Origin of the sequence: Faecalicatena orotica, assembly GCF_905197545.1 — a bacterium.
GTDB classification, from domain to species: Bacteria; Bacillota; Clostridia; order Lachnospirales; family Lachnospiraceae; genus Faecalicatena_A; species Faecalicatena_A orotica.
Genome location: NZ_CAJJZH010000008.1, coordinates 213909 through 236177, shown reverse-complemented (window position 1 = coordinate 236177; position 22269 = coordinate 213909). Strand labels below are relative to the sequence as shown.

Here is a 22269-nt window from a genome sequence, read left to right as displayed (position 1 = left end):
GATCAAAATAAGGCACTGCAAAATGGGGAGAATATGAGTAGAGGAGAGTCAGCGTGAATAATTAAGAAGGAGATATAATAATGGAAAATAGTTTATTAACCAGCCTTGGAATAGATCCGGCATATTTTATAATATTACTATTTTTGATTCAGGTTCTGCTGTTTATACTGCTTATCAGTGTAAATATGAAATATAACCGCCTGAAAGTAAGCTATAATTCGTTTATGAAAGGGAAAGATGGGAAGAATTTAGAGGAAAGCATACTGGCAAGGTTTGCCGAACTCGACGAGGTTACTGAACTGGCCAAGAAAAACGAGCAGAATATTAGTGATATTTATAAGAAAATGAAATCTCATTACCAAAAGATTGGTATTGTAAAATACGATGCATTTCATGAAATGGGAGGAAATTTGAGTTTTGCCCTGACAATGCTGGATGAGGAAGATAACGGGTGGATTTTGAATGCAATGCACAGCAGAGAAGGCTGTTATACCTATATTAAAGAAATTGTAAAAGGGCAGAGTTATATAGAGCTTGCGGAAGAAGAAGTAGAATCTTTGGAAAGAGCAATCTATCAGGATGCCTATGGCTTGAAAACAGATCTGGAGCGTGGTCTGTAAAAAAGTTGTTTACAAACAGTTTTTCATGTATAGTTATTCATAAAAGATCAGTATAAAGGATATATAAAATTGAGGAGGATACTATGTTAGACATTAAATTTGTAAGAAACAATCCAGAAGAGGTAAAGCAGAACATCAGAAATAAGTTTCAGGATTCAAAGCTCCCATTAGTTGATGAAGTACTCGAGCTGGATAAGAGAAACCGGGAGATTAAACAGGAAGTAGAAGCACTGCGTGCAGAGAAGAATAAGATTTCCAAACAGATTGGCGCCCTCATGGGTCAGGGAAAAAAGGAAGAGGCAGAAGCTGTTAAAAAGCAGATTGCTGAAAATGCTGACAGAATAGAAACACTTTCTGCAGAGGAAAAAGAAGTAGAAGAAAACATCAAACAGAAGATGATGATTATACCTAATATCATTGATCCATCTGTTCCAATAGGAAAAGACGACAGTGAAAATGTAGAAATAGAAAGGTACGGCGAGCCTGTAGTACCGGACTTTGAGATTCCATATCATACTGAGATCATGGAGAAGTTTAACGGAATTGATCTGGACAGCGCGAGAAGAGTTGCCGGAAATGGATTCTACTATCTGATGGGGGATATAGCGCGCCTTCATTCCGCTGTAATCTCATATGCAAGAGACTTCATGATTAATAGAGGATTCACATATTGTGTACCACCTTTCATGATCAGAAGCAATGTCGTAACAGGCGTTATGAGTTTTGCAGAAATGGATGCCATGATGTATAAGATCGAGGGTGAAGACCTGTATCTGATCGGTACAAGTGAACATTCCATGATCGGTAAATTTATTGATACACAGCTGACTGAAGAGGAACTTCCCCAGACACTGACAAGCTATTCGCCATGTTTTAGAAAAGAAAAAGGTGCACACGGAATAGAAGAGAGAGGTGTATACCGCATCCATCAATTTGAAAAGCAGGAAATGATCGTTGTCTGCAAACCGGAAGAGAGTATGCAGTGGTATGATAAGTTGTGGCAGAACACGGTAGATCTGTTCCGTTCACTGGATATCCCTGTCCGTACGTTAGAGTGCTGCTCAGGAGATCTGGCAGACCTGAAAGTGAAATCAGTAGATGTTGAAGCATGGTCACCGAGACAGAAAAAATATTTTGAAGTAGGAAGCTGCTCTAACCTCGGGGATGCTCAGGCAAGAAGACTGGGAATCAGAGTAAAAGGTGCAGATGGCAAATATTTTGCGCATACACTAAATAATACAGTAGTGGCGCCGCCGAGAATGTTGATTGCTTTTCTTGAAAATAATCTCCAGGCAGATGGTTCTGTAAAGATACCGGAAGCACTTCAGCCATATATGGGCGGAAATACTGAAATTGCTGTAAAAAAGAAATAGATTTGGAGAACATTATGCATCAATACCTAAAAGCAATTGGTTTCAATAACTTGAAGACAAAGAATGATTTAAAAGAACTTCTGAAACAGGTAGAAACTAATTTTACGCATCAGACAATTGTGTCATATAAGGATTGGGCAGATTACTGTGAGTTCCAGAAGGAATACGGGCAGAATGTAGGTATTACAATCTGCGGGGAACTAGATGAAGAAGAGAATTTTGATGCAGATTATTACTTTCCATATTTTGAAGGAAGCGGAATCACTACTTATGCAGATGTAGCCGTAGACAAAAGAATTGAAAAGGAACAGTATGTAGGTATCTGTGAAGACCCGAAAGTCGGCATCAGCCTGATCTTCCATCTCCAGAATGGAATTGAGTATATGAGGGAGCGCCAGCTGGGACTCGTGAACGGCATGGCGACCTCAGTTACGTTTTCAGGGCTCGCATTGTCAGGAAAGATACTTTTTCCTGTGAGAAAGAGTGAGGAACAGGTTAAGACGGAGAGGGAGGCATCCGATAACAGAAAACTGCTGCTTGATGCAGCAAGAAGCGGTGACCCGACTGCAATCGAGACACTGACGCTTGATGATATCGATACATACTCAAAGGTATCGAGACGTCTTATGAAAGAGGATATCTTCACCATCGTTGATACATATTTTATGCCTTATGGTGTGGAATGTGACCTGTACTCAATCATGGGCGAGATACTGGCCGTAAGAAAGCGGGAGAATATCCTGACAAAAGAACCTTTATATCAGATGAAACTCGATGTGAATGAGCTGCAGTTTGATATCTGCGTTCCTGCAAACGAGGTAATGGGGGAACCAGAGATCGGCAGACGTTTTAAAGGTACTATATGGCTGCAGGGATATATTAATTTTTAAATAAAACGGGAAGAATGAAAGAAGTATAGGAAATATATAAAGTTTCATAACTATAAAATTTAAAATTCTTCTAAAATTCTTCCCGAAAAAAGTTGAGAAAATTTGAGTTTCATGTTATATTAATAGTTGTGTTCAGGAAATAAGTAAATAAAGTTTTATAAGTTTCTGTAGCTCAGCAGGATAGAGCGTCCGCCTCCTAAGCGGAAGGCCAGCGGTTCGAATCCGCTCAGGAACGCTAATGGAAAAAGTCGGAGATACCTTGGAAAACAAAGGGCTTCGGCTTTTTTGTTTGGGAATAATAGGGGGCAACCCCTAAAGAAAAAAAGTGTGGATGTGTGATATAATTAAAAAAACGACTTTCAATTTGATGAGGTATATAAAATGAAAATTATTGAAGTAACAGACAGAAATTCGCTGATAGAGCAGTTATTAAAAGTGTGGGAAAGTTCTGTAAAGGCAACACATCTCTTTCTATCGGTTAGTGAAATAGAAGACATTAAGAAGTATGTACCACAAGCACTCAATGAGATCCCCAAATTAATTATTGTTGAAAACGAAAATCAAGTTCCAGTTGGTTTTATGGGTATTGTAGAACAACACCTTGAAATGCTTTTTATTTCTCATGAGGAAAGAGGGAAAGGAATTGGTAAAGAACTGCTTAAATATGGAATAGATAAATATTCAGTTAATGATTTAGCCGTTAATGAACAAAATCCTCTTGCTAAAGGTTTCTATGAATACATGGGATTTGAAGTTTATAAAAGAACAGAATGTGATGAACAAGGTAATCCATATCCACTTTTATATATGAGGTTAGCCTGATAAATTTCAAAAGCAACAAAGACAACATTCCGTTCTTCATCTATATGTGTCACTACAAAATAGTCTGAAAGTATATCAGTCATGTAAAACTAAAGCAATTGTAATCATTTGAAAACCATGTATAATTAATATTAATATAGATTAGATTGTAAGGAGGTATATTTGTGAAGCGGGTTACGTTAGGTACAACAGGCATTACTGTGCCACAGAATGCTTTTGGCGCCTTGCCTGTTCAGAGGGTGGATATGGAGATGGCGTCTTTGATTTTGAGGAGGGCTTATGAGGGTGGTATGACTTTTTTTGATACCGCAAGGGCCTATAGTGATAGTGAGCAGAAGATTGGTAAGGCGCTGGGAGAGGTAAGAGATAAGATTTTTCTTGCCAGTAAGACAATGGCGAGGACGCCGGAGGCGTTTTGGTGTGATCTTGAGGAATCTCTCCGGATGCTTCAGACAGACTACATAGATATCTACCAGTTTCATTGTGTGGATACTTGTTACCGGCCAGGGGACGGGACTGGCATGTATGAATGTATGCAGAAGGCGAAGGAGCAGGGTAAAATACTCCATATTGGCGTAACTTCCCATAAGCTTGAAGTGGCAAGGGAGTGTGTAAAGTCGGGACTCTATGAGACAATGCAGTATCCGCTCAGCTATCTTTCTATTGACAAGGAGCTGGAGTTGGTTGATATGTGTAAAGAACAGAAAATGGGATTTATTGCCATGAAGGGTCTGGCAGGAGGGCTGATTAACAACTCCCGCGCGGCTTTTGCGTTTATGTCCCAGTTCGACCATGTACTGCCGATATGGGGGATTCAGAAGCTGGAAGAGTTGGAGGAGTGGCTTGGATATATGGAGCATCCTCCGGTTCTGGATGAGGAGATAACTGCATTTATTGAAAAGGAAAAACTGGAGCTGACAGGGGATTTCTGTCGTGGATGTGGATACTGTCTGCCGTGTCCGGCTGAGATTCCAATCAATAACTGCGCAAGGATGTCACAGATGATCCGAAGGGCGCCATCTGCTGACTGGTTAAGTCCCCAGTGGCAGGATAATATGAAGAAGATAGAGAATTGTCTGAATTGTGGCGAGTGTAAGAAGAGGTGTCCTTATGAGCTCAATACGCCGGAGCTGTTGAAAAAGAATTATGAGGATTATAAGAAAATTCTGGCGGGGGAAGTGGATGTCTAAAAGCAGTCCAGGATGTACTTCTTAATCCGGAGTGACTGATGGTGGAGAAAAAATTAGCGTGCAAAGTGCTGGAAATTTAATGTTTCCGGCACTTTTTCTTTTTTAGCATCACTTCATTTTGAAATTACCAGAAGGAGAAAATAAATATTGACAAAGATAAACATCATCAATATAATACACGTACATTAAGAGAAAAATGTACTAATTAACCGGTTAGTTAATTGGAGGAAATGTATTATGATACTGGATACGTTCTTTTATGAGGGGACTAAATTTATAATTTCTTATTCGGCGGTATGGGAACTGTTTTTTTCAATGCATGTATTGGCTAATCCAGAGCATCATATATCCCGAAAGAAATGGGCAAAATTGAAAGAGGAAGAATATCCGGATTTGGTAAAAGAAATAAGAGAATTGAGCTGTTTAACGGATTCATGGCTGTTAGTCATTGATTCGGAAAAATGGGAAGAGATATCTCAGTTAGAAATACCGGATATGCTTACCTTTTTTCGTAAAAAGAATATTTATCAATGGAATGCATGGGTTAAATGTTCTGAAACAGGAAAAGAAATGTGTATCAAAGAAAGAAATAAAATATTAGATGTGATAGAAAGGTATTATACATATTCTTTTAAAATGGAAGAAACGATTTTGCGGCAATATATTTTACAAATTTTACAAAGAGAAAGGGACAAATGTAAAAAAGAAGGGGTATGGAGTTGGTGCGAAAGAATTCATTCAAGGTTAAAAATAACACAAAATGAAATTGTGTATAAAAAAGATCAAGAATATAAATATGGGAAACAGGAAATAGATAGTGTGACTATTACGGCTAGCACATTTGTATATCCTCATTTGTGGATGAGCAATAATAAATATCGGTTAGAAATGGTTAAGAGTGTAATGGTTGAGAATATAAAAGCTGATATTCCGGAAGAATTTTCGAATGTGTTCAAAGCGTTAGGAGATAAAACAAGACTGAAAATAATTCAACTATTATTACAAGGAATATGTACGACACAAGCGTTAGCCAAAAAAATGCAGTTAAGTGAGGCGGCAATATCGAAACATTTAAAGATTATGTTGGAGGCTGGTCTGGTGCGAAAGATAAGAAAAGGAGTTTATATAGAATATGAATTTAGAATGGAAGTAATTGATTTTATTCCATATAAATTTTATGAAACAATGTTAATTTAGAATATCAGGAGGTGTGGAGAAGATGTGGCGGGTAATTTTTTCGACGTATAAAAAAATCCGGACAGGAATTATAAGAGCGGTACCGTGGTCATTTATGGTTTCGAGAATACTAACTGGTGTTACACAGATTGTTTTTCCATATTTTATATATTATTACCTTATGTATGGAAATATAAATGCAGACTTCAGCAAATATACAGAAGGGGCTGACTATATGACTTATATTGTATTAGGTTCTGCGCTAAATGTTTTAGCTGTTTCTACATTGATGAATATAGGCCGGGCTCTTATAACTGAATTAAGAGAGGGAACTTTAGAAGTTTTATTATTGTCTCCGGCCCCGAGAAAGTATTATTTTCTCGGCTGTTTATTAGAACAAACAACACGGGCATTATTAGAATTTGGAACAGTGTTAATAATAGGCATTCTGTTGGGTGCAAATTTGAAATATTTTTTTTCATTGAAAGTATTTATAGTCATTATTTTAGCAATATTAAGTTTTTTTTGCATGGGAATAACGTTATCATCGGTAATGTTATATACAAGAGATACATATTTAACACAAAACACGTTGTTTGTCACAATGAGTTTAGTATGTGGTATAGTTTACCCCATTCAATATTTACCACTTTATATACAGAACCTAGCACAGATTTTTCCATTAACACCTGCAGTGACTTTATTCCGAAACGTAGTAATAGGTAATCAAAATCTGATGGAAAATCATGTATTGGTATCACAAATTATTATTTTATCGTTTGTATATCTGATAATTGGAATCGTATGGTATAAAACGATGGAACGGAAGTTAGTGGAAAATATATTTGGATAAATTACAGGTTAGGAGCAAAAATGGATAGTGAGAAAATAGTGGCGAGAAATTTGACTAAGGAATATGTAGTTAAAGAAAAAAGGGGAATGTTTCAGGCAAAAAGTAAAAAAATTGTACGGGCAGTTAAGGATATTTCACTAGAAATTCCGCAGGGAAAAATTATTGGCGTTTTAGGAATAAACGGAGCAGGGAAGACGACGACAATTCGTATGCTGGCATCTATTATTGAGCCAACATCTGGAAGTATTACAATGAATGGAGTTGATGCGGTAAAAGAGCATTTGTGGGTAAAAGAGAAGATTAATGTTATTTCTGGCGGAGAAAGAAATTTATATTGGAGATTGACTGCAAAAGAAAATTTGAAATTTTTTGGGAATTTATATGGATTAAGTGGTAAGGAATTAAATGATAAAATCGAACAATTACTAAAGGTAGTAGGATTGGAAGCGGCGGCAGATACTCCTGTTGAGAGATATTCGAAAGGAATGAAACAGCGTTTGCAAATTGCAAGAGGGCTGATAAATGATCCGGAATACATTTTTTTAGATGAACCAACACTTGGATTAGATATTGTTATTGCAAAGGAAATTCGGAATGTCATAGCAGGGTTAGCAAAGAAAAAGAATAAAGGAATATTATTAACAACGCACTATATTAGTGAGGCCGAAGAATTATGCGATTATATTTATGTGTTAGATAAAGGGGAAATTATTGCACGGGGTACGAAGGGAGAACTGAAAGCGTTATTTGACTGTAAACCCAAATTAGTTCTTCAAGAGCCGGGATTAGAAGAAATACTTATGAAAATAATTCAGGATTCGCGGGAGGTGAAGAATGAAAAAGATTGTATTGGTAATTAAAGCAGAGATTGTGAAACAACAGAGGCATGATTACCACTCTGCATATGTATATTTATCACTGCTAATTTGGCCTGTTTTAGGATTCTTTGAGGTGTACTATACATATAAACCGTTTGAATTTTCAGGGTATATGGGGATATCAGGCCATAGGGAACTGTTAGCTTTTCTGGGGACAGGTTTTATGGCATATACGTGTTTTTGGTCAATGGTGCAGAATGCATGGTCAATGGCACATCAGGAACGCACAGGAGGTACATTGGAAATAACGTTTCTTTCACCTGCGAATAGAATGGCAATGCTTTATGGAAAAGCACTCGGTGCGCTGATGCAGGAGACATGGATGTTTTCTTGTTTTTGCATTTTTATTTTGTTTTATACTAATACAATTCAAATATATAACATCTTTTTACTGCCATTAGTTTTTGTGTTATTGATGATATCGTCAACAATCTGGGGTGGAATGTTGAATGCTATTTTTATGTTTTCCAGAGACGCATCAATTATTATGAATGTGTTTGATACTCCAATGGTATTGTTTTCAGGAACGAGAATACCAAGAGAGTGTTTTCCGAAATGGGCACACATTCTCTCTTTATTTTTCCCGTTGACCTATTGTATTAATATTATTCGGTTTGTGCTAAAGATAAAAGTTGGAGAGCAAAATTGGCGTATTGATTTAATAGAATTAATAATTTGTTTAATAGTAATGTTTATGATAACATTTTTTTTAATACGTAAAGTTGAAAAGCACAATAGAAAAACGGGAGAATTACAGTTCTATTAAGTAAAATAATAAGGTACTACCTAACCGTCTATCGGTAGTACCTTTTCTAATCTCATTCTAACAAATAGGCTGCGGATTGTTAAATCTATATATACTGTTCTTTCACCTCGACTAATACGCCAAGTGCATCCGATGTATCGAAATATTCGTAAGCCTCATACCCCTTTTCCTGTTTAAAAATGGATTCGAAGCCTGCATTTTTTACAATCTCTTCATCATTTTCCAGAGGTCCGTCTGATAACAGGCAGATGGAGCAGATTGACGTGCCGTGTTCTTTTAACCAGTCTGCCCAGGGATCATTGTTTCCGAGAGGCTGGATAATTTCGAACCAGAAATTATCACTGAAAACACTCTCCACTTTCATAGGTGTATCTGTAATATCAGCACCTTTATACTTCGTAAAAGGTGTTCTTACCTCTTTGTGTTCTCCATCCTGCGCTTCCGGCCCTTTCCCGGTTCCCAGCAGTGTTTTATATGCTGAAACAGTTTTTTCCAAATCGTCTGTCACTACAATTACTTTAACGATATTCGTTGATGATAATGCCATTGTTGTCTCCCTCATGTTATATGTTATTATTTACTTGTTTCTTTGCTTACCTGATCTATTTATTCGTAAAACCGCCGTCCGTTATAATTTCAGCACCTGTCACATAAGACGATTCATCGGATGCCAGAAATAATGCAACTGCCGCGATTTCGCTGGGTTTTCCGATATGACCGATGGGGAGCTGTGAAATGATATTGTTCCGTATCTCGTCATTGTCATGTACAAAGTCCGTGAACCCTTGTGTCTCTGTCGGTCCGGGGCTTATGGCATTTGCCCGGATCCCCTTTTCGGCAAGCTCGCCTGTGAAAGAACGGGCCATAGACCTGACCGCCGCTTTTGCCGCATTATAAACGATGGCGTTTTTCCCGCCCTGAAAACCTGCAATGGATGAGATGAGAACGATTGCGGATTTATCAGACATAAACGGAATAAGCTTCTGTACTGTGAAAAAGGCAGAAAAAACATTCAAATCCATAATCAGATGGAACTCTTCCGGAGTGATTTCCGGGATCGGGTTTTGAGGTCCGTTTCCGACAATCGGAAGTACTGCCTTGACTTTACGCCCTGTTTTTTTTACGGACTCGGCTATTTTCTCCAGATCCTCTACCTTGGTTGCGTCAACCTTCAGAATATCGATAACCTGACTGTTTCCCTCATATACTTTTTTAGCGGTTTCCAGATCATAATCAGCTACAATCAAATCGGCGCCTTCACTCATAAAACGTTCTGCGATAGCCCTGCCGATCCCGTTTGCAGCACCTGTAACAACACACAATTCTTTATCCAATAATTTATTCATAAATTTCTACCGAACCTTTCTGTGTCTAAACGATATACTCAAAGAATTCAAATTCTGCTTTGGATTCATAGCCGGAATAATCAACCGCGGCCAGACCTACGAATGCTCCTGTAAAAAAGCCGCCGTAATGGGAATTCACATAATCATCAGACAAAATCATGGCATCATATTTCACAGGTATTCTGTTCCAATCTTTCCCGTTGAAGGAATATTCATAAAAATAGTCCAGATGATCGACAACTGTCTTGAACCATATCCATTCGGCATTTTCTGGAATTTTCACAGCGTTGTCTTTCAGGGCAGAAGTGTATCTGCCATTGTCGCACTCGGCAGCTTCAATTACATTATTGCCTTCATCGTCTTTTGTAATGAAGATCCAGGACCAGTGCTCACTATTGTAATAATTTGCAAGACCTGCCATTGCCTGATAGCCGCAGGGGTTGAATTTTACCTTTGTCACAGCCTCAAACTCAAAATCTTTCCATCTTCTTGCAATAAAGGATGGGTCGAATTTATTTGAAAGAGAGCCACGGCCTATTAATTCAAGTTTTCCGCCTCCAGTCTTTCCCATTTTCCCAGAAAAAGGTACCCGCAGTGTATTCCACTCACCATTCAGCTTATCCGATGAAAAATCATCATAAACGGCATTGGTTTCAGGTGCCTCCGTATATATGGCATCCTTCGGGGCATCCACTTCCTTCAGGCCGCCGTGCCCGCCTTCGATCCTCGGCCAATGCTGGTCATCCCAATAGACCTTCTGGATGCTTGTTTCACGGCCAAGCGGACACCAGCCTCTCGGATCATAAATATTTTCTGTCGCATGGTGGAGCGGTCTTGCACAAAGAGAAGCATAATACCATTCTCCGGAAGGGGTCTCAACAAGGGAGCCATGTCCCTGCTTCTGGAGATAATGGTCGGGCGTGTCGAAGTTGGTTATGAATGGGCCGTCCGGCTCTGTTTCATAAGGTCCGGTCAGATTTTTTGAGCGGGCAACAACTTCCTGATGTGTCCAGATTGTTCCACCCTGTGCTGCAAATATGTAATAGTATCCATTAATTTTATAGATATGCGGTCCTTCAACTGTTTTTACATTCGTACCTTCATATACGGTCTTTGCGGTCTCTGGTTTCAGCCTTTGGCTGACCACGTCATATTCTGTAAGGGTCAGTCCATTAAAGGGATTGTTATATTCACGGTGATCCCATGTCTGCTGGATAAGATATTTTTTCCCGTCATCATCATGGAAAAGAGATGCGTCAAAACCAACACCGTTCAGCTTAATGGGACTGCTCCAGGGACCTTTTATATCCTCTGCGGTTACAAGGTAGTTATACATATCCTTAAACGCACCTTCTACCACTTTTACATCTGTGTAGACGAGCCAGAACTTTCCGTCAGCATAGGACAGGTCAGGCGCCCAGATACCGCCGGAGCATGGATTGCCTTCCATGTCAAGAAGTTCTACACTGTCCAGAATAGATGTGGTCAAATTCCAATGTACAAGATCTTTCGATTCATGAACTCTGACACCGGGAAACCACTCGAATGTGGAAGACGCAATATAATAAGTATCATCCACTCTGATCATAGACGGATCCCCGTGAAAACCTGTAAGAACCGGATTCATTATTTTCATCTTTATTCTCCTTTATATTTTAAATAGAATGCCTTTTGTTTCCTAACTATTTCAACGCTCCGGCACTCATACCCTTTTCAAAATTCTTCTGCATGGACAGGTAAACAATAATCTCCGGGATTGCAGTGATTACGGCTGCCGCAAGTATTTTAGTCTGGTCATTTGTAAACTCACCCTGGAAATACTGTGGGAGCAGTGTTACTGTCTGCATGCTCGGGCTTTGCAGGAACAGAAGCGGCAGGAGATAAGAATTCCATGCGTTGATGAATGTCAAAACAATAATAGAAGATGCAATTGGTTTGGTAAGCGGGAGGATAATATACCAAAACATAGAACGGACATTCGCACCGTCAATTCTTGCTGCCTCCATCAATTCATCCGGAATTCCGGTGGCAAAATTTCGTGCAAGCAGAATTGAGAACGGCAGCTGCAGTGCAGCACTTGGCAAAATGACTGCCCAGAAGGTATTAAACATGTGCATCTTCTGAAATGTTACAAATAAAGGTGATAACATAATGACTTCCGGTAAAGTTAACGCAATCAGAATCATCCAGAAAAATACTTCTTTTCCAAATATATGTAGTTTTGCAAATCCAAAACCGGCTGTCATACTGAAGATATACACCAGTATAATGACACCTGCTGTGATGATGAGTGAATTTCTAAAATAGGTCGGAACTACACCTGTGTCCCATACTGCCTTATAATTTGAAAAACCTGTTCCACCAAGAGAACCAAGAAACATCTGTACGAGTGGAATCGCATAAGGTATTGTCATCAGCAGCAGAACAATCTGTAGAATAACTTTGTTTTTTAAACTTCTAACTTCAAACATTTTACGACTCCTCCCCTTTATTCATCCTATTGATAAGCAGCGCGCCACAGATTGCCAGTACAAGGAGCACTACTGATATTGCTGCTGCATAGCCAAGATGAGACTGCCTGATCCCCTGTCTGTAAATATAGGTACCCAGAAATTCTGTTGCATGATTCGGCCCGCCGGTTGTAACCAGATACGGTATGTCAAATGTCTTTAAAGCTCCGATGATTCCAAGCATTGCTAAAGAAATGATAGTGCCTTTGCAGTTCGGAAGTACCATACTGAATAGCGTTCTGATATTTCCTGCCCCGTCCAGATGCGATGCCTCAAGCATTTCTTTATCAATCTGGCTCATTGCCGCATAATATAAAATGAAGCTCATTCCTGTGAACTGCCATACAGCAATCATCATAAGGATAATCAGCGCTGAATTTGATTTCGACAGCCAGTCAACAGTGATACCGAGATGGAACACGTTAAATATATCCTGCAGAAGCCCCTGTGGTGAAAACAGAAGTCTGAATACCGGTGCCATTGTTGCAGGAGCCAGAATTGTCGGTATAAAAATCAAACACTTATGCAGTGTGGCGAGCTTTACTTTTGTATGCAGAATTGCGGCAAATATAAAGCCTAAAAAATTCTGGACTAAAAATGTAACGATGAAATAAACAATTGTGTTTGTAATAGCTTTCCAGAAAACCCAGTCAGAAAACACCTTCGTATAATTGCTTATCCCTACTTTTGTCTGAATCGGGTCAAGGCCATTCCAATTTAATGTAGACAGGTCAAATGTATAAAATATGGAATAATATATAATACCTACAACAAAAATAAATGCCGGAAGAATCCACGGGAGTCCATTCATCTTACTGGATTTTTTTGCTTTATTCTTTTTCATATTTAAATCTCCTCAGTTCTAACTGGCAGGGGGCCAGAAAACGGCCCCCTTTGTCAAAATATGGTCCCTTATTCACTGTCAGCCTGAGTTGCTGCAAGCTGGGCAGCCCCGTCTTCCGGAGTCATTGTCCCACCTGCCACGCCGGCCAGAACATCCATCATTGCCTGATTCATATCTGCATTGATTGCTCCAAAGCGCGGGTTATCTCCGCTGTTCATAGCATTTTCAATATAGTCTTTAATTTCGTTATTCTGCTTCTCAGGATTTACCAGTTTTACATTATCCCAATCTGGAGTGATAGATTTCAGTGAAGGAACAACGTTCAGTGTGTCAGCAATCATCTGCTGTCCGCTTTCAGAAGTTCCGAGCCAAACGGCAAATGTAGTTGCTGCCTTGATGTTTTCTGATGTCGCAGATACCGCTGTTGAGTAGTCCAAATCGCCGAACATGGAGCCTGTATTTCCTGTTCCTGCGATATCAGGGAATTCGATCGGTATCATCGTAAATGGTTCTTCTGATGATGCTGCGGACTCGATTGCAACCTTCATCGTTTCAGGCAGCGTATTGGATGTATACCAGGAGCCCATCATAACCATGGCTGCTTTCTGGGACATAAACAGATTGTTTGCCTCTGGGTACTGCTGGATACCAAGAGCACCTTTTTGCATAATTCCGTCGTCGAATAAGCCTTTCCACAACTCCAGAGCTTTTACGATGGATTCATCTGTCCACTCTGCTTCGCCCCTTGCTGCTTTGGTAAAAAGCCCCGGTTCTACATTGTCAGCGATTGCATGGAAGGTATCCATGTTAAATGCACCCTGCCCTGCACCTTGAACGAAACCTTCAATACCATTATCTCTAAAGGTCTGGCATGCTTCTTTCCACTCGTCATAGTTAGTAGGGATTTTTACATTATATTTATCGAAAAGGTCCTGATTGATCCAGAGATTTCCTGCATATACACTGCCGACACCCAGTCCTTTCAGCTGTCCGTCGACCGTCATGGTTGTAATAGATGCCTCATTGAGTTTATCCTCATAATCATCGCCTAAGGCTTCCTTAACAGCATCAGTTAAATCAATAGCCTGTCCGCCAAATACCTGAATTCCGCCGTTTGCTGATCCTGCTGAAACCTGAAAAGCATCAACACCCTCACCATTAGCTAAAGCAGGTTTGATAGCTGCATCATAATCATCGATTGTAGTCTGTTTCCATGTTACCTTGATGTCCGGATATTCTTTGTTAAACTCGGCAATATATTCTTCATTAGCCGGTGACCCCGGAGTCCATCCCCACCAGACAACTTCGCCTGATGTTTCCGTTGATGTATCTTCTTTCGGTTTGCTGCCGCCGCACCCGGCGAGCACAGTTGACGTCATCACCATTAAGGCTGCTAAGCCTGCTGCTGCAATTCTTCTTTTTTTCATTTCTTTTCCTCCTTTTACTTGTTTAATACCTACTCTATACCATAAACGCTCAAAGCGCCATTAGAGTCTTTACTTTCAAAACACTGTTTAAATATTCTTCATCTGTATTAAGATGCTCAATGATAAACGGCATGTTATCATCAAAGGATAATGCTTTTTCAATTAAGTATCTGATGTTTATCCCCCCGTTACCGACATTCGTTTCTCTGAAAAACAGGGTATAGTTTTCCTCCATCCTGACATCTTTCAGGTGGCAGCTTCGGATATGTTCGCCCAGCTTTTCAAAGCACTCGTTTATGAATTCTTCATTCAGAAAATATCTTCTCGGTGTCGTGATCCAGTTAAAAATATCCATGTGAACGGCAAACCGGTCTCTGTCTACAGATTCAAGCAGCTGTATATATTCATCGGGTCCGGTTGGGAACATCCATGGCATTGACTCAATGGTAAAATATGTATTGGTGGGATTAACTGCATCTATAATCTCCTGAATTGTCTTTACGCCGAGTTTCCATGTTTCTTTCGAAAAATTCTCTTTATAGGCGCCATCCCAGCGGGGGCCTCTTGCCCCTATAATATTCACACAGCAGCGGGCGCCGATCCTGTCCGCAAGTTCCAACTGGCCAATTGTATACTCTATAGCCTCTTTGCGTGCGTCTTTATCTAAATCCAGTGTATTGCGCCAGACTCCAACTTCTGCTATCATAAGATCATTTTTTTCTGATTCTTTCACATATGCATCGATAAGTGCATCGTCGTCTTTGTAAGAGAGTGGAAAGTTGACAGATCCAAGACCTAATGTTTTATGCTTCACAGCCCAGTCCTTCGGGCTGCTGTGCTCTAATGGTGAAGATGTCCCAAGTCTCATGTTTTATATCACGCCTTTCTATTCCGGTTCGTGTATCTGTTATTACTTATTATAACTTTCGAGAAGTTCAACTATACATTTCAGGTCCGGAGCATCGAAATAATTATATTCTCCGCTGCCATCACCATAAACACCTCTTTGAACCAGTGTCATGCCGGCTGCTTCCATATTAACGACGGCAGTTTTTGAATCCTCTACCTGAAATGCAACGTGGTGGATTCCTTCACCCTTTTCATCGAGGTAGTTTCTCCATGTGGAAGGCTCCTCGTTCGGCTGGATTAATTCAAGCTGCAGTCCCGGTCCAACATCAAAGAAGGCCATCCAGCAATAGGCATTCGGTGCAGGCTCACCCTGAAACTGTGTTCCTGTAACTTCATAATCTCCGATTGGCTGTGTCTCCGGGACATTCACACCTAAAAATTCGGCCCACTTCTTCTTTGTCTCCTCGACATCCTTTACAATGAATCCTACCTGTGCTACTAATTTTGTTCCTATTACTCCTGACATGTTCTGTCTCCTTCCTGGGTTTTACCCAATTAAATATTAAATTTCATCTATAAATCCACCTGGTTTTAAAGGCTCTGGCCTTTCACAGGTAGTTTTCATTTTGTAAAACTCACCCATTTCAGAAGAAATCATTATTCCCTCTATTGCTTCGGTAATATGCATAATTAAGATTCCATTTGCCCTGTTTTCTGAGTTTGTCTCTATCGCATCAGCAAGGTCGAGCACCCCTATGCCCCTGGAATAATCTTTTACTCTGGGATATAACTCTGGAAGCTCATAGAACTTTTCTTTTCTGGTGAGAGCTTCCCCGGTTTTTTGGTAAACCGTATCCGTATACTGTTCCTTCCGGTATACTCTTGGAGTGCCGCTGCCGTAGTTCGGGTCCGGATAGGTGAGTGTGCCGCCGTCTCCGTAAATTTCAAACATGGGAAGGTTTGAACCGTAAATATCAAAGCTTACGTTGAGGTTCACAACGACGCCGCTCTTTAATCTTAATATAGAAGAATAATGGGTTGGAACCTCTGTCTCGATCTCTGTTCCCGCATGCGGCCCAACATAGATGTGCCTTGTCCTGCCGGCTTTCGCATCAAAAGCGGCAATGCTTTCTATAGGACCGAGCAGTGAGACGATTGCAGAGAGATAATACGGCGCCATATCAAACAGGGGGCCGCTGTTCTTTTTATAAAAAGGTACTGGGTTCGGATGCCATGTTTCCACACCGAAGGTTGTCATGTTTGCCGTTAAAAAGAATGGCTTTCCGATCAGGCCCGCATCCAGGTAATATCTCAGACTCTGAAGCCCGGATGAAAGAAAAGTATCCGGTGCGCATCCGACCTTGACACCCTTTGCCTTTGCCAGATCCAGAACTTCCTTTGCTTCCTTCAGACTGGGGGCAAATGGTTTTTCACTGAAAAGGTGCTTTCCGGCCATTATGATCTGTCTGCCCAGTTCAACGTGGAACTGCGGCGGCGTTAGATTTATGATAATCTCAACCTCATCATCGTTTAACAATTCTTCCGGGGTGTATGCCTTTTTTATATCAAACTCCGATGCCAGTTTCTGCGCAAGTTCTATATTAATATCTGCACAGGCAATGACATCCAGCTTTTTATAAAATGCTTTTATATCGGCAAGGTATGTTCTGCTAATCACTCCGGAACCAAGGATGCCTATTTTAAATATTCTCAAAGTCATTCTCCTTTTCTGCTGAATTTTCTACAAACCATTTTGCAATGTGTTTTTCTATTTATATAGTATCTAACTTTTTCACAAATTTCTTTTAAAAACTTGTGTACCATATGTGCATATTTTGTTATGTTCCTATAGCAGACTTGATATTGTGTCCATAAAAATCATGTGTTTTTACGTATTTTTGTTAATTTTGTATGCATATTGTTCTTTAAAACTTATCAAATATTGCTATTTGCAATCCTAAATGATAAACTAACCATATACCTAGACTCATCTATATAACCAGTAAAGGATGGTTCGATTATGCAGACAAATAGTTATTTTGAGGAGTTGAATTTTGAAGAGAAGAAGAAAATTATTGTATCAAAGAAAATCGATACAACTTTTTCTGATACAATGCATTGGCATCCTTTTGTCGAAATACTTGTAAGCTGCTATGATAATAATGAAGTAACAATTAATTTTACCAAGTACACGCTTAAGATTAATGACCTGGTTATCATCTACCCGGGCGACCTTCATTCTTTGATTCATGTGGATGAGAAGGCATTTATTCTTGTGCAGTTTCCACTCGATTTACTGATGATTATGAGCGAATTTAACAGTAATTTTTCTGTATTTTCCCAATATCATTGCATAAAATATGACCCTTCGAATATCGATGTTGACAGAATGATTTTTTTAATAAAAGAACTGCCCGAACTATATTATTCCGACGCTCTGTTTAATGAAGTCCGGATATACTCACTTCTGCTGGAGTTTTTTGTAAAGTTTGGACAATACTGTATTAATGATAAGAAAGAAGAGTTTGCCAGTGATACTAACGAGGAATACAAGTCTCTCAAACTCATGGCGGAAGCCTGCCTTTATATATCACAGAACTGTACGAAATCCCTTACTCTGGATGATATTTCCCGTTACATCGGGTTTAGCAAATACCATTTTTCGCACCTGTTCAAAACATATACGAATATGACATTTATAGATTTTCTTACGACTGAGCGTATCAAAATGGCGGAATCATTGATTTCGAATCCAAAAGCACACATGATTGATATTGCTTACGACTCGGGATTTTCAAGTATTTCTTCATTTAACCGTGCCTTTAAAAAGATAAAGGGAATTTCCCCCAGTGAATTTAGAAAAACATTGATCAATAACAGCGTAGATGTGAAATCACCGGTCGGTTTAGAAGAAGAGGGTGACCCCGTTTCCTGAGGATATATTATTAATAAAAAATAAAAATTGAAAGTGAGGTTTATAGTATGCAGTCTGTTAGAATTATTGAGATACCGAAAATCAAGGCGGTTTTTTCCGGGCCGCTTTCTTCAAAAGAAAAATTCGAGAAGTTTATCAAATGGTTCAGTGAATATCATGCATCCCTGAAAGGGGAATTGTTCCCAAGAGATTTTATGTGGTACAACGAAAGAATGAATGTGAGGGAATGGTTTTATGCGTTACCTCCAAATGCAGATTTACAGCAAATAACTGATTATGAAATTGTTGATCTGCCATCCGGCCTTTATGCGGCTGCCTCATGCCTGAATGCTGATCTGGATGGTGCAGAAGACTGGCTTAGTACAAGGCAGGAAATAAACAACTGGGTTCAGAAAAGTGATAAGTTTGATTTATATGTTAATGGAGAGGGCAGGGAGGAAAGATATCCGATGTTTCACATAGTTTCTCCGGGGTGGATGATGGAGAAGGGGATTTCGATTGAAGATTTATATGTTCCGATTGTAGAAAAAGGAGAGAAGTAGAGGAGATATTTTGTACCTGTAGCATAGGTAGTGATATGTATGGATGAAGGATTCTTTTCATAGGGTACATGCATTTCACAGTCTTGAAAACAGCTGATACTGAGGGGAATGTACTGAAAATTTGCCGGAGAGTAATAATGAATTTAACATATAAAAGAGCATCAATTAAGGATATAGATATCTTAACAAAAACAAGAACAGAAGTATTAAGGGCAGCGAATAAACTGTCTGATGATACTGATATGAGTGAAGTGGAAAAGCAGTCCTATAATTATTATAAAAAAGCACTTTCTGATGGAACACATACAGCATATTTGATTTTTGATGAAGGCAACTTTGCAGGTGCTGGTGGTATCAGTTATTTTCAGGTAATGCCGACTTACCATAATCCAAGTGGAAACAAAGCTTACATAATGAACATGTACACGAAACCCGAGTACAGGAGAAAGGGAATTGCGTACAGAACACTGGATATGCTTGTCAGAGACGCTAAAAATAAAGGGATTACTGCCATTTCTCTGGAAGCAACGGATATGGGAAGATCATTGTATGAAAAATATGGTTTTGTAAGAATAAATAATGAAATGGAATTAAAGGGAGGCGTTAAGCTATGAAAAAAGTGCAGTTAGTGAGTATTATCGTATTAATTATTGCGTTAGTCATTATGGTGGTAAATATATTCCTTGCGCCTCTGGCGGACTGGATTGTCAGGGTAGATGGCGTCATTCTATTAATTGGTATATTTTTCCTGTCTTATAGTACGGTTAAATGTCATAATAGGAGCAGATAAATTATCAGTTAACAGGAGAGAATAAAAAAAGAAATCCCCCGAGGGTGTACGTTATTGTACACCCTTTTTACGTGTTCATCACATTGAAATGTGCACAAAAAAAACATAAAATAAAGACAGAAAACAAACAAAATCACAAACAGGAAGAAGTCGGATCCGGTAAATTTTAATAAAATACTGCCTGTATATGTGAGTTGCTCGTTGGAAGCAAAATTATGAAAGTGAGAGGGAAGGTTATGAAAAAAAGACTTGTAGCATTATTTTTAGCAGGAACTATGGCAGTGTCTACATTAGCGGGCTGCAGCGGAGCGGATAAAAAAAACGGGGCAGAAAGCAAGGCTGAAACGGACAAGAGCACAGACACTGCAAAAGAAACCGGGGAGTTAACACTATATTACTCCAACTCTACAGACTGGGCAGATCCAATCATTCAGGAGTTTGAAGACCAGACAGGGATTACAGTAAATCTTGTACAGGACGGGACATCTTCATTATTTGCACGAATCAAGGCGGAAGCAGGTAATCCACAGGCTGATGTTGTCTGGGGAGGCGTAATTGATACTTATAGGGCAAATCAGGATTTGCTGCAGAAGTATACGCCATCTACGGAGGCAGACCTTAAGGAAGAGGCTCTTGACCCGAATGGGTACTATACAGGCTTTGATATGGGACCTATGGTAATGGTTTATAACACAGAGTTGGTGGATGAAGCGGACGCACCTACAAAATGGTCCGACTTACTGGAAGAAAAATACAAAGGGCAGATTGCCTGTGCAGATCCCACATCGTCATCTTCTTCATTTGCATGCGCCATGGCTATTATGCTTGCATATGGGACAGAGGATGGTAAAGGATATGACTTTATTGAAAAACTGGTAAAGAATCTGGATGGCAAAGTGATTGATTCTTCTTCAGGGGTGTACAAGGGTGTAGCTGACGGGGAATATATGGTAGGACTGACTTATGAGGAGGCAGCACTGCGCTATATAGAGTCAGGGGCAACAATAGGGATTGTGTATCCCGAAGAAGGAACCTCTTCAAGCCCATCCGGCTGCGCTGTTGTGAAAGACTGCCAGAATCAGGTCAATGCCCAGAAGTTTATAGACTATCTCTCTAGCAAAGAGGTTCAGGCACAGCTTGGAGATTTGAACCGCCGCTCTGTCAGGACGGATGTGTCAGATCCGGATACGATGAAGGCATGGGATGAGATTAAGTTCGTGGATATGGATTTAGACTGGACATCTTCGCATGTGGATGAGTTCAATGAGAAATGGACTGATTTTGTAACTGAGTAGAGAAAAAAGTAGCAGATGTGATTAGAAAGCGCCTTATGGCGCTTTCTGAATAATAACGGCAGGAAAGGGTAAATACATGGCAAGTCAGAGCGTAAAAATAATAGATGCGACAAAGATTTATGGAGATTTTAAGGCTTGTGACCATATCAGCCTGGACATTAAAGAGGGAGAATTTTTCACGCTGCTTGGTCCGTCAGGCTGTGGAAAAACGACTCTTCTCCGCATGATTGCGGGATTTAACAAAATAGATGAAGGCCATATTTATTTCAGTGAAAAGGAAATCAACCACATACCCGCGGATAAGAGAAATATAGGGATGGTATTCCAGAATTATGCGATTTTCCCGCATATGACAGTTATGGAGAATGTGGCATATGGCCTGAAAGCGAGAAAAGTAAAAGGGGAAGAACTGACAAACAGAGCGATGGAAGCTATGAAAATGATGCAGATTGACAATCTGAAGGACCGTATGCCAAGCCAGCTCTCAGGAGGCCAGCAGCAAAGGGTGGCTCTGGCCCGGGCAATTGTCATTCACCCAGATGTACTATTAATGGATGAACCCTTATGTAATCTGGATGCAAAACTTCGTGTTACCATGCGCACAGGAATTAAGAAGATTCAAAGACAGCTGAATATTACTACGATTTATGTAACACATGATCAGGAAGAGGCTTTATCAATCTCTGACAGGATAGCAGTCATCCATGACGGTAAGGTCGAGCAGCTTGGAAAGCCAAAAGAAATCTACACAAAACCTGTGAATATGTTTGTCGCTAATTTTATAGGAACATCCTGTTTTCTGGATGGAGAAGCGGAAAAGGGAGAAGTGGAAATCCTCGGATGCAAACGAATAAAGTTAAACATCGATCCGGACTTTCAGGGGAAGGTAAAGGTTGCAGTAAGGCCAGAATACGCTGCTTTAGAGGATGAAAAAGCCGGCGAACTAACGGGTACGATAACTTTAGCTACATTTCTGGGTGATTATATGAGTTATGAAATTGAGCTTCAGGACGGTACTTTTATAGAAATCAATGAATACACGGACAGGCTGAACAATATCCGGCAGACGGGAGATAAAATAAGTCTGGGGTTACTTGAAAGCAGACTGAATGTGTTCGATGCAGCAACAGAGAAGTCCATAATGAAATATTAAAATTCTATGG

The 22269-nt window shown here is 39.8% G+C and carries 23 protein-coding genes and 1 tRNA gene; 15 read left to right on the top strand and 9 right to left on the bottom strand.

The window, feature by feature from the left end:
• Positions 1-80 precede the first annotated feature (80 nt).
• From ABIN22_RS17475 to ABIN22_RS17430, 10 genes are all read left to right on the top strand, one after another.
• Positions 81-620, top strand: coding sequence for a DUF4446 family protein (locus tag ABIN22_RS17475; RefSeq protein WP_109733276.1), 540 nt, complete (start codon positions 81-83; stop codon positions 618-620).
• 83 nt (positions 621-703) lie between these two features.
• A complete protein-coding gene (gene serS / locus ABIN22_RS17470) occupies positions 704-1993 on the top strand; it encodes a serine--tRNA ligase (protein ID WP_109733277.1) in 1290 nt (429 codons plus the stop codon).
• 14 nt (positions 1994-2007) lie between these two features.
• Positions 2008-2883 carry a DUF3881 family protein gene (locus ABIN22_RS17465; RefSeq protein ID WP_109733278.1) on the top strand — a complete coding sequence of 292 codons (876 nt, stop codon included), beginning with the start codon at positions 2008-2010 and terminating at the stop codon, positions 2881-2883.
• A 161-nt stretch (positions 2884-3044) separates the two neighbouring features.
• Positions 3045-3118 (top strand) — tRNA-Arg (locus ABIN22_RS17460).
• A gap of 146 nt (positions 3119-3264) precedes the next feature.
• Positions 3265-3705, top strand: coding sequence for a GNAT family N-acetyltransferase (locus ABIN22_RS17455; protein WP_346910221.1), 441 nt, complete (start codon positions 3265-3267; stop codon positions 3703-3705).
• Positions 3706-3869: 164 nt separating this feature from the next.
• Positions 3870-4895 (top strand): aldo/keto reductase, encoded by a 1026-nt coding sequence (locus ABIN22_RS17450; protein WP_346910219.1) that lies wholly within the window; start codon positions 3870-3872, stop codon positions 4893-4895.
• Between the two features lie 237 nt (positions 4896-5132).
• A complete protein-coding gene (locus tag ABIN22_RS17445) occupies positions 5133-6092 on the top strand; it encodes an ArsR/SmtB family transcription factor (protein ID WP_346910217.1) in 960 nt (319 codons plus the stop codon).
• A 22-nt stretch (positions 6093-6114) separates the two neighbouring features.
• The gene (locus ABIN22_RS17440) at positions 6115-6924 is read left to right on the top strand and encodes an ABC transporter permease (RefSeq protein ID WP_118621892.1); all 810 of its coding nucleotides are present in this window, start codon (positions 6115-6117) and stop codon (positions 6922-6924) included.
• 20 nt (positions 6925-6944) lie between these two features.
• On the top strand, positions 6945-7784 hold the full coding sequence (locus tag ABIN22_RS17435) for an ABC transporter ATP-binding protein (protein WP_118621891.1): 840 nt from the start codon (positions 6945-6947) through the stop codon (positions 7782-7784).
• Positions 7759-8568: an ABC transporter permease gene (locus ABIN22_RS17430; RefSeq protein ID WP_346910214.1), complete on the top strand. Its 810-nt coding sequence runs from the start codon at positions 7759-7761 to the stop codon at positions 8566-8568. The genes ABIN22_RS17435 and ABIN22_RS17430 overlap by 26 nt, the downstream gene beginning before the upstream one ends.
• A gap of 85 nt (positions 8569-8653) precedes the next feature.
• Here the strand turns inward: ABIN22_RS17430 and ABIN22_RS17425 are convergent, their stop codons facing one another.
• From ABIN22_RS17425 to ABIN22_RS17385, 9 genes are all read right to left on the bottom strand, one after another.
• Complete coding sequence (locus tag ABIN22_RS17425; protein ID WP_346910212.1) at positions 8654-9115, bottom strand: VOC family protein; 462 nt, start codon at positions 9113-9115, stop codon at positions 8654-8656.
• A gap of 55 nt (positions 9116-9170) precedes the next feature.
• Positions 9171-9914 carry an SDR family NAD(P)-dependent oxidoreductase gene (locus ABIN22_RS17420; RefSeq protein ID WP_118621888.1) on the bottom strand — a complete coding sequence of 248 codons (744 nt, stop codon included), beginning with the start codon at positions 9912-9914 and terminating at the stop codon, positions 9171-9173.
• A 25-nt stretch (positions 9915-9939) separates the two neighbouring features.
• Positions 9940-11550, bottom strand: a complete 1611-nt coding sequence (locus tag ABIN22_RS17415) for a glycoside hydrolase family 43 protein (protein WP_118621887.1) — start codon at positions 11548-11550, stop codon at positions 9940-9942.
• 46 nt (positions 11551-11596) lie between these two features.
• Entirely contained in the window at positions 11597-12385 is a 789-nt protein-coding gene (locus ABIN22_RS17410) for a carbohydrate ABC transporter permease (protein WP_346910209.1), read from the bottom strand.
• A gap of 1 nt (position 12386) precedes the next feature.
• Positions 12387-13268, bottom strand: coding sequence for a carbohydrate ABC transporter permease (locus ABIN22_RS17405; protein WP_346910207.1), 882 nt, complete (start codon positions 13266-13268; stop codon positions 12387-12389).
• Positions 13269-13336: 68 nt separating this feature from the next.
• Positions 13337-14695: an ABC transporter substrate-binding protein gene (locus ABIN22_RS17400; protein WP_109733288.1), complete on the bottom strand. Its 1359-nt coding sequence runs from the start codon at positions 14693-14695 to the stop codon at positions 13337-13339.
• A gap of 49 nt (positions 14696-14744) precedes the next feature.
• A complete protein-coding gene (locus ABIN22_RS17395) occupies positions 14745-15563 on the bottom strand; it encodes a sugar phosphate isomerase/epimerase family protein (protein ID WP_346910205.1) in 819 nt (272 codons plus the stop codon).
• 42 nt (positions 15564-15605) lie between these two features.
• Positions 15606-16070: a VOC family protein gene (locus tag ABIN22_RS17390; protein ID WP_346910203.1), complete on the bottom strand. Its 465-nt coding sequence runs from the start codon at positions 16068-16070 to the stop codon at positions 15606-15608.
• Between the two features lie 36 nt (positions 16071-16106).
• A complete protein-coding gene (locus ABIN22_RS17385) occupies positions 16107-17258 on the bottom strand; it encodes a Gfo/Idh/MocA family protein (protein WP_346910201.1) in 1152 nt (383 codons plus the stop codon).
• 306 nt (positions 17259-17564) lie between these two features.
• Between ABIN22_RS17385 and ABIN22_RS17380 the strand changes: the two genes are divergently transcribed.
• From ABIN22_RS17380 to ABIN22_RS17360, 5 genes are all read left to right on the top strand, one after another.
• Positions 17565-18479: a helix-turn-helix domain-containing protein gene (locus ABIN22_RS17380; protein ID WP_109733291.1), complete on the top strand. Its 915-nt coding sequence runs from the start codon at positions 17565-17567 to the stop codon at positions 18477-18479.
• A gap of 47 nt (positions 18480-18526) precedes the next feature.
• Positions 18527-19021 carry a hypothetical protein gene (locus ABIN22_RS17375; protein ID WP_346910198.1) on the top strand — a complete coding sequence of 165 codons (495 nt, stop codon included), beginning with the start codon at positions 18527-18529 and terminating at the stop codon, positions 19019-19021.
• A gap of 137 nt (positions 19022-19158) precedes the next feature.
• A complete protein-coding gene (locus ABIN22_RS17370; protein ID WP_109733293.1) occupies positions 19159-19635 on the top strand; it encodes a GNAT family N-acetyltransferase in 477 nt (158 codons plus the stop codon).
• Between the two features lie 412 nt (positions 19636-20047).
• Positions 20048-21106, top strand: coding sequence for an ABC transporter substrate-binding protein (locus ABIN22_RS17365; protein WP_346910196.1), 1059 nt, complete (start codon positions 20048-20050; stop codon positions 21104-21106).
• Between the two features lie 76 nt (positions 21107-21182).
• Positions 21183-22259, top strand: a complete 1077-nt coding sequence (locus ABIN22_RS17360; protein ID WP_346910194.1) for an ABC transporter ATP-binding protein — start codon at positions 21183-21185, stop codon at positions 22257-22259.
• Positions 22260-22269: the final 10 nt, after the last annotated feature.

Excerpts from the sequence above, each read along its gene's own strand:
- ABIN22_RS17435 (WP_118621891.1), top strand. The coding sequence starts at position 6,945 with ATGGATAGTGAGAAAATAGTGGCGAGAAATTTGACTAAGGAATATGTA.
- ABIN22_RS17360 (WP_346910194.1), top strand. The coding sequence starts at position 21,183 with ATGGCAAGTCAGAGCGTAAAAATAATAGATGCGACAAAGATTTATGGA.
- ABIN22_RS17425 (WP_346910212.1), bottom strand. The coding sequence starts at position 9,115 with ATGGCATTATCATCAACGAATATCGTTAAAGTAATTGTAGTGACAGAC.
- ABIN22_RS17400 (WP_109733288.1), bottom strand. The coding sequence starts at position 14,695 with ATGAAAAAAAGAAGAATTGCAGCAGCAGGCTTAGCAGCCTTAATGGTG.
- ABIN22_RS17440 (WP_118621892.1), top strand. The coding sequence starts at position 6,115 with ATGTGGCGGGTAATTTTTTCGACGTATAAAAAAATCCGGACAGGAATT.
- ABIN22_RS17365 (WP_346910196.1), top strand. The coding sequence starts at position 20,048 with ATGAAAAAAAGACTTGTAGCATTATTTTTAGCAGGAACTATGGCAGTG.
- ABIN22_RS17375 (WP_346910198.1), top strand. The coding sequence starts at position 18,527 with ATGCAGTCTGTTAGAATTATTGAGATACCGAAAATCAAGGCGGTTTTT.
- ABIN22_RS17410 (WP_346910209.1), bottom strand. The coding sequence starts at position 12,385 with ATGTTTGAAGTTAGAAGTTTAAAAAACAAAGTTATTCTACAGATTGTT.
- ABIN22_RS17455 (WP_346910221.1), top strand. The coding sequence starts at position 3,265 with ATGAAAATTATTGAAGTAACAGACAGAAATTCGCTGATAGAGCAGTTA.
- ABIN22_RS17405 (WP_346910207.1), bottom strand. The coding sequence starts at position 13,268 with ATGAAAAAGAATAAAGCAAAAAAATCCAGTAAGATGAATGGACTCCCG.
- ABIN22_RS17420 (WP_118621888.1), bottom strand. The coding sequence starts at position 9,914 with ATGAATAAATTATTGGATAAAGAATTGTGTGTTGTTACAGGTGCTGCA.
- ABIN22_RS17475 (WP_109733276.1), top strand. The coding sequence starts at position 81 with ATGGAAAATAGTTTATTAACCAGCCTTGGAATAGATCCGGCATATTTT.
- ABIN22_RS17370 (WP_109733293.1), top strand. The coding sequence starts at position 19,159 with ATGAATTTAACATATAAAAGAGCATCAATTAAGGATATAGATATCTTA.
- serS (WP_109733277.1), top strand. The coding sequence starts at position 704 with ATGTTAGACATTAAATTTGTAAGAAACAATCCAGAAGAGGTAAAGCAG.
- ABIN22_RS17430 (WP_346910214.1), top strand. The coding sequence starts at position 7,759 with ATGAAAAAGATTGTATTGGTAATTAAAGCAGAGATTGTGAAACAACAG.
- ABIN22_RS17390 (WP_346910203.1), bottom strand. The coding sequence starts at position 16,070 with ATGTCAGGAGTAATAGGAACAAAATTAGTAGCACAGGTAGGATTCATT.
- ABIN22_RS17380 (WP_109733291.1), top strand. The coding sequence starts at position 17,565 with ATGCAGACAAATAGTTATTTTGAGGAGTTGAATTTTGAAGAGAAGAAG.
- ABIN22_RS17395 (WP_346910205.1), bottom strand. The coding sequence starts at position 15,563 with ATGAGACTTGGGACATCTTCACCATTAGAGCACAGCAGCCCGAAGGAC.
- ABIN22_RS17415 (WP_118621887.1), bottom strand. The coding sequence starts at position 11,550 with ATGAAAATAATGAATCCGGTTCTTACAGGTTTTCACGGGGATCCGTCT.
- ABIN22_RS17465 (WP_109733278.1), top strand. The coding sequence starts at position 2,008 with ATGCATCAATACCTAAAAGCAATTGGTTTCAATAACTTGAAGACAAAG.
- ABIN22_RS17445 (WP_346910217.1), top strand. The coding sequence starts at position 5,133 with ATGATACTGGATACGTTCTTTTATGAGGGGACTAAATTTATAATTTCT.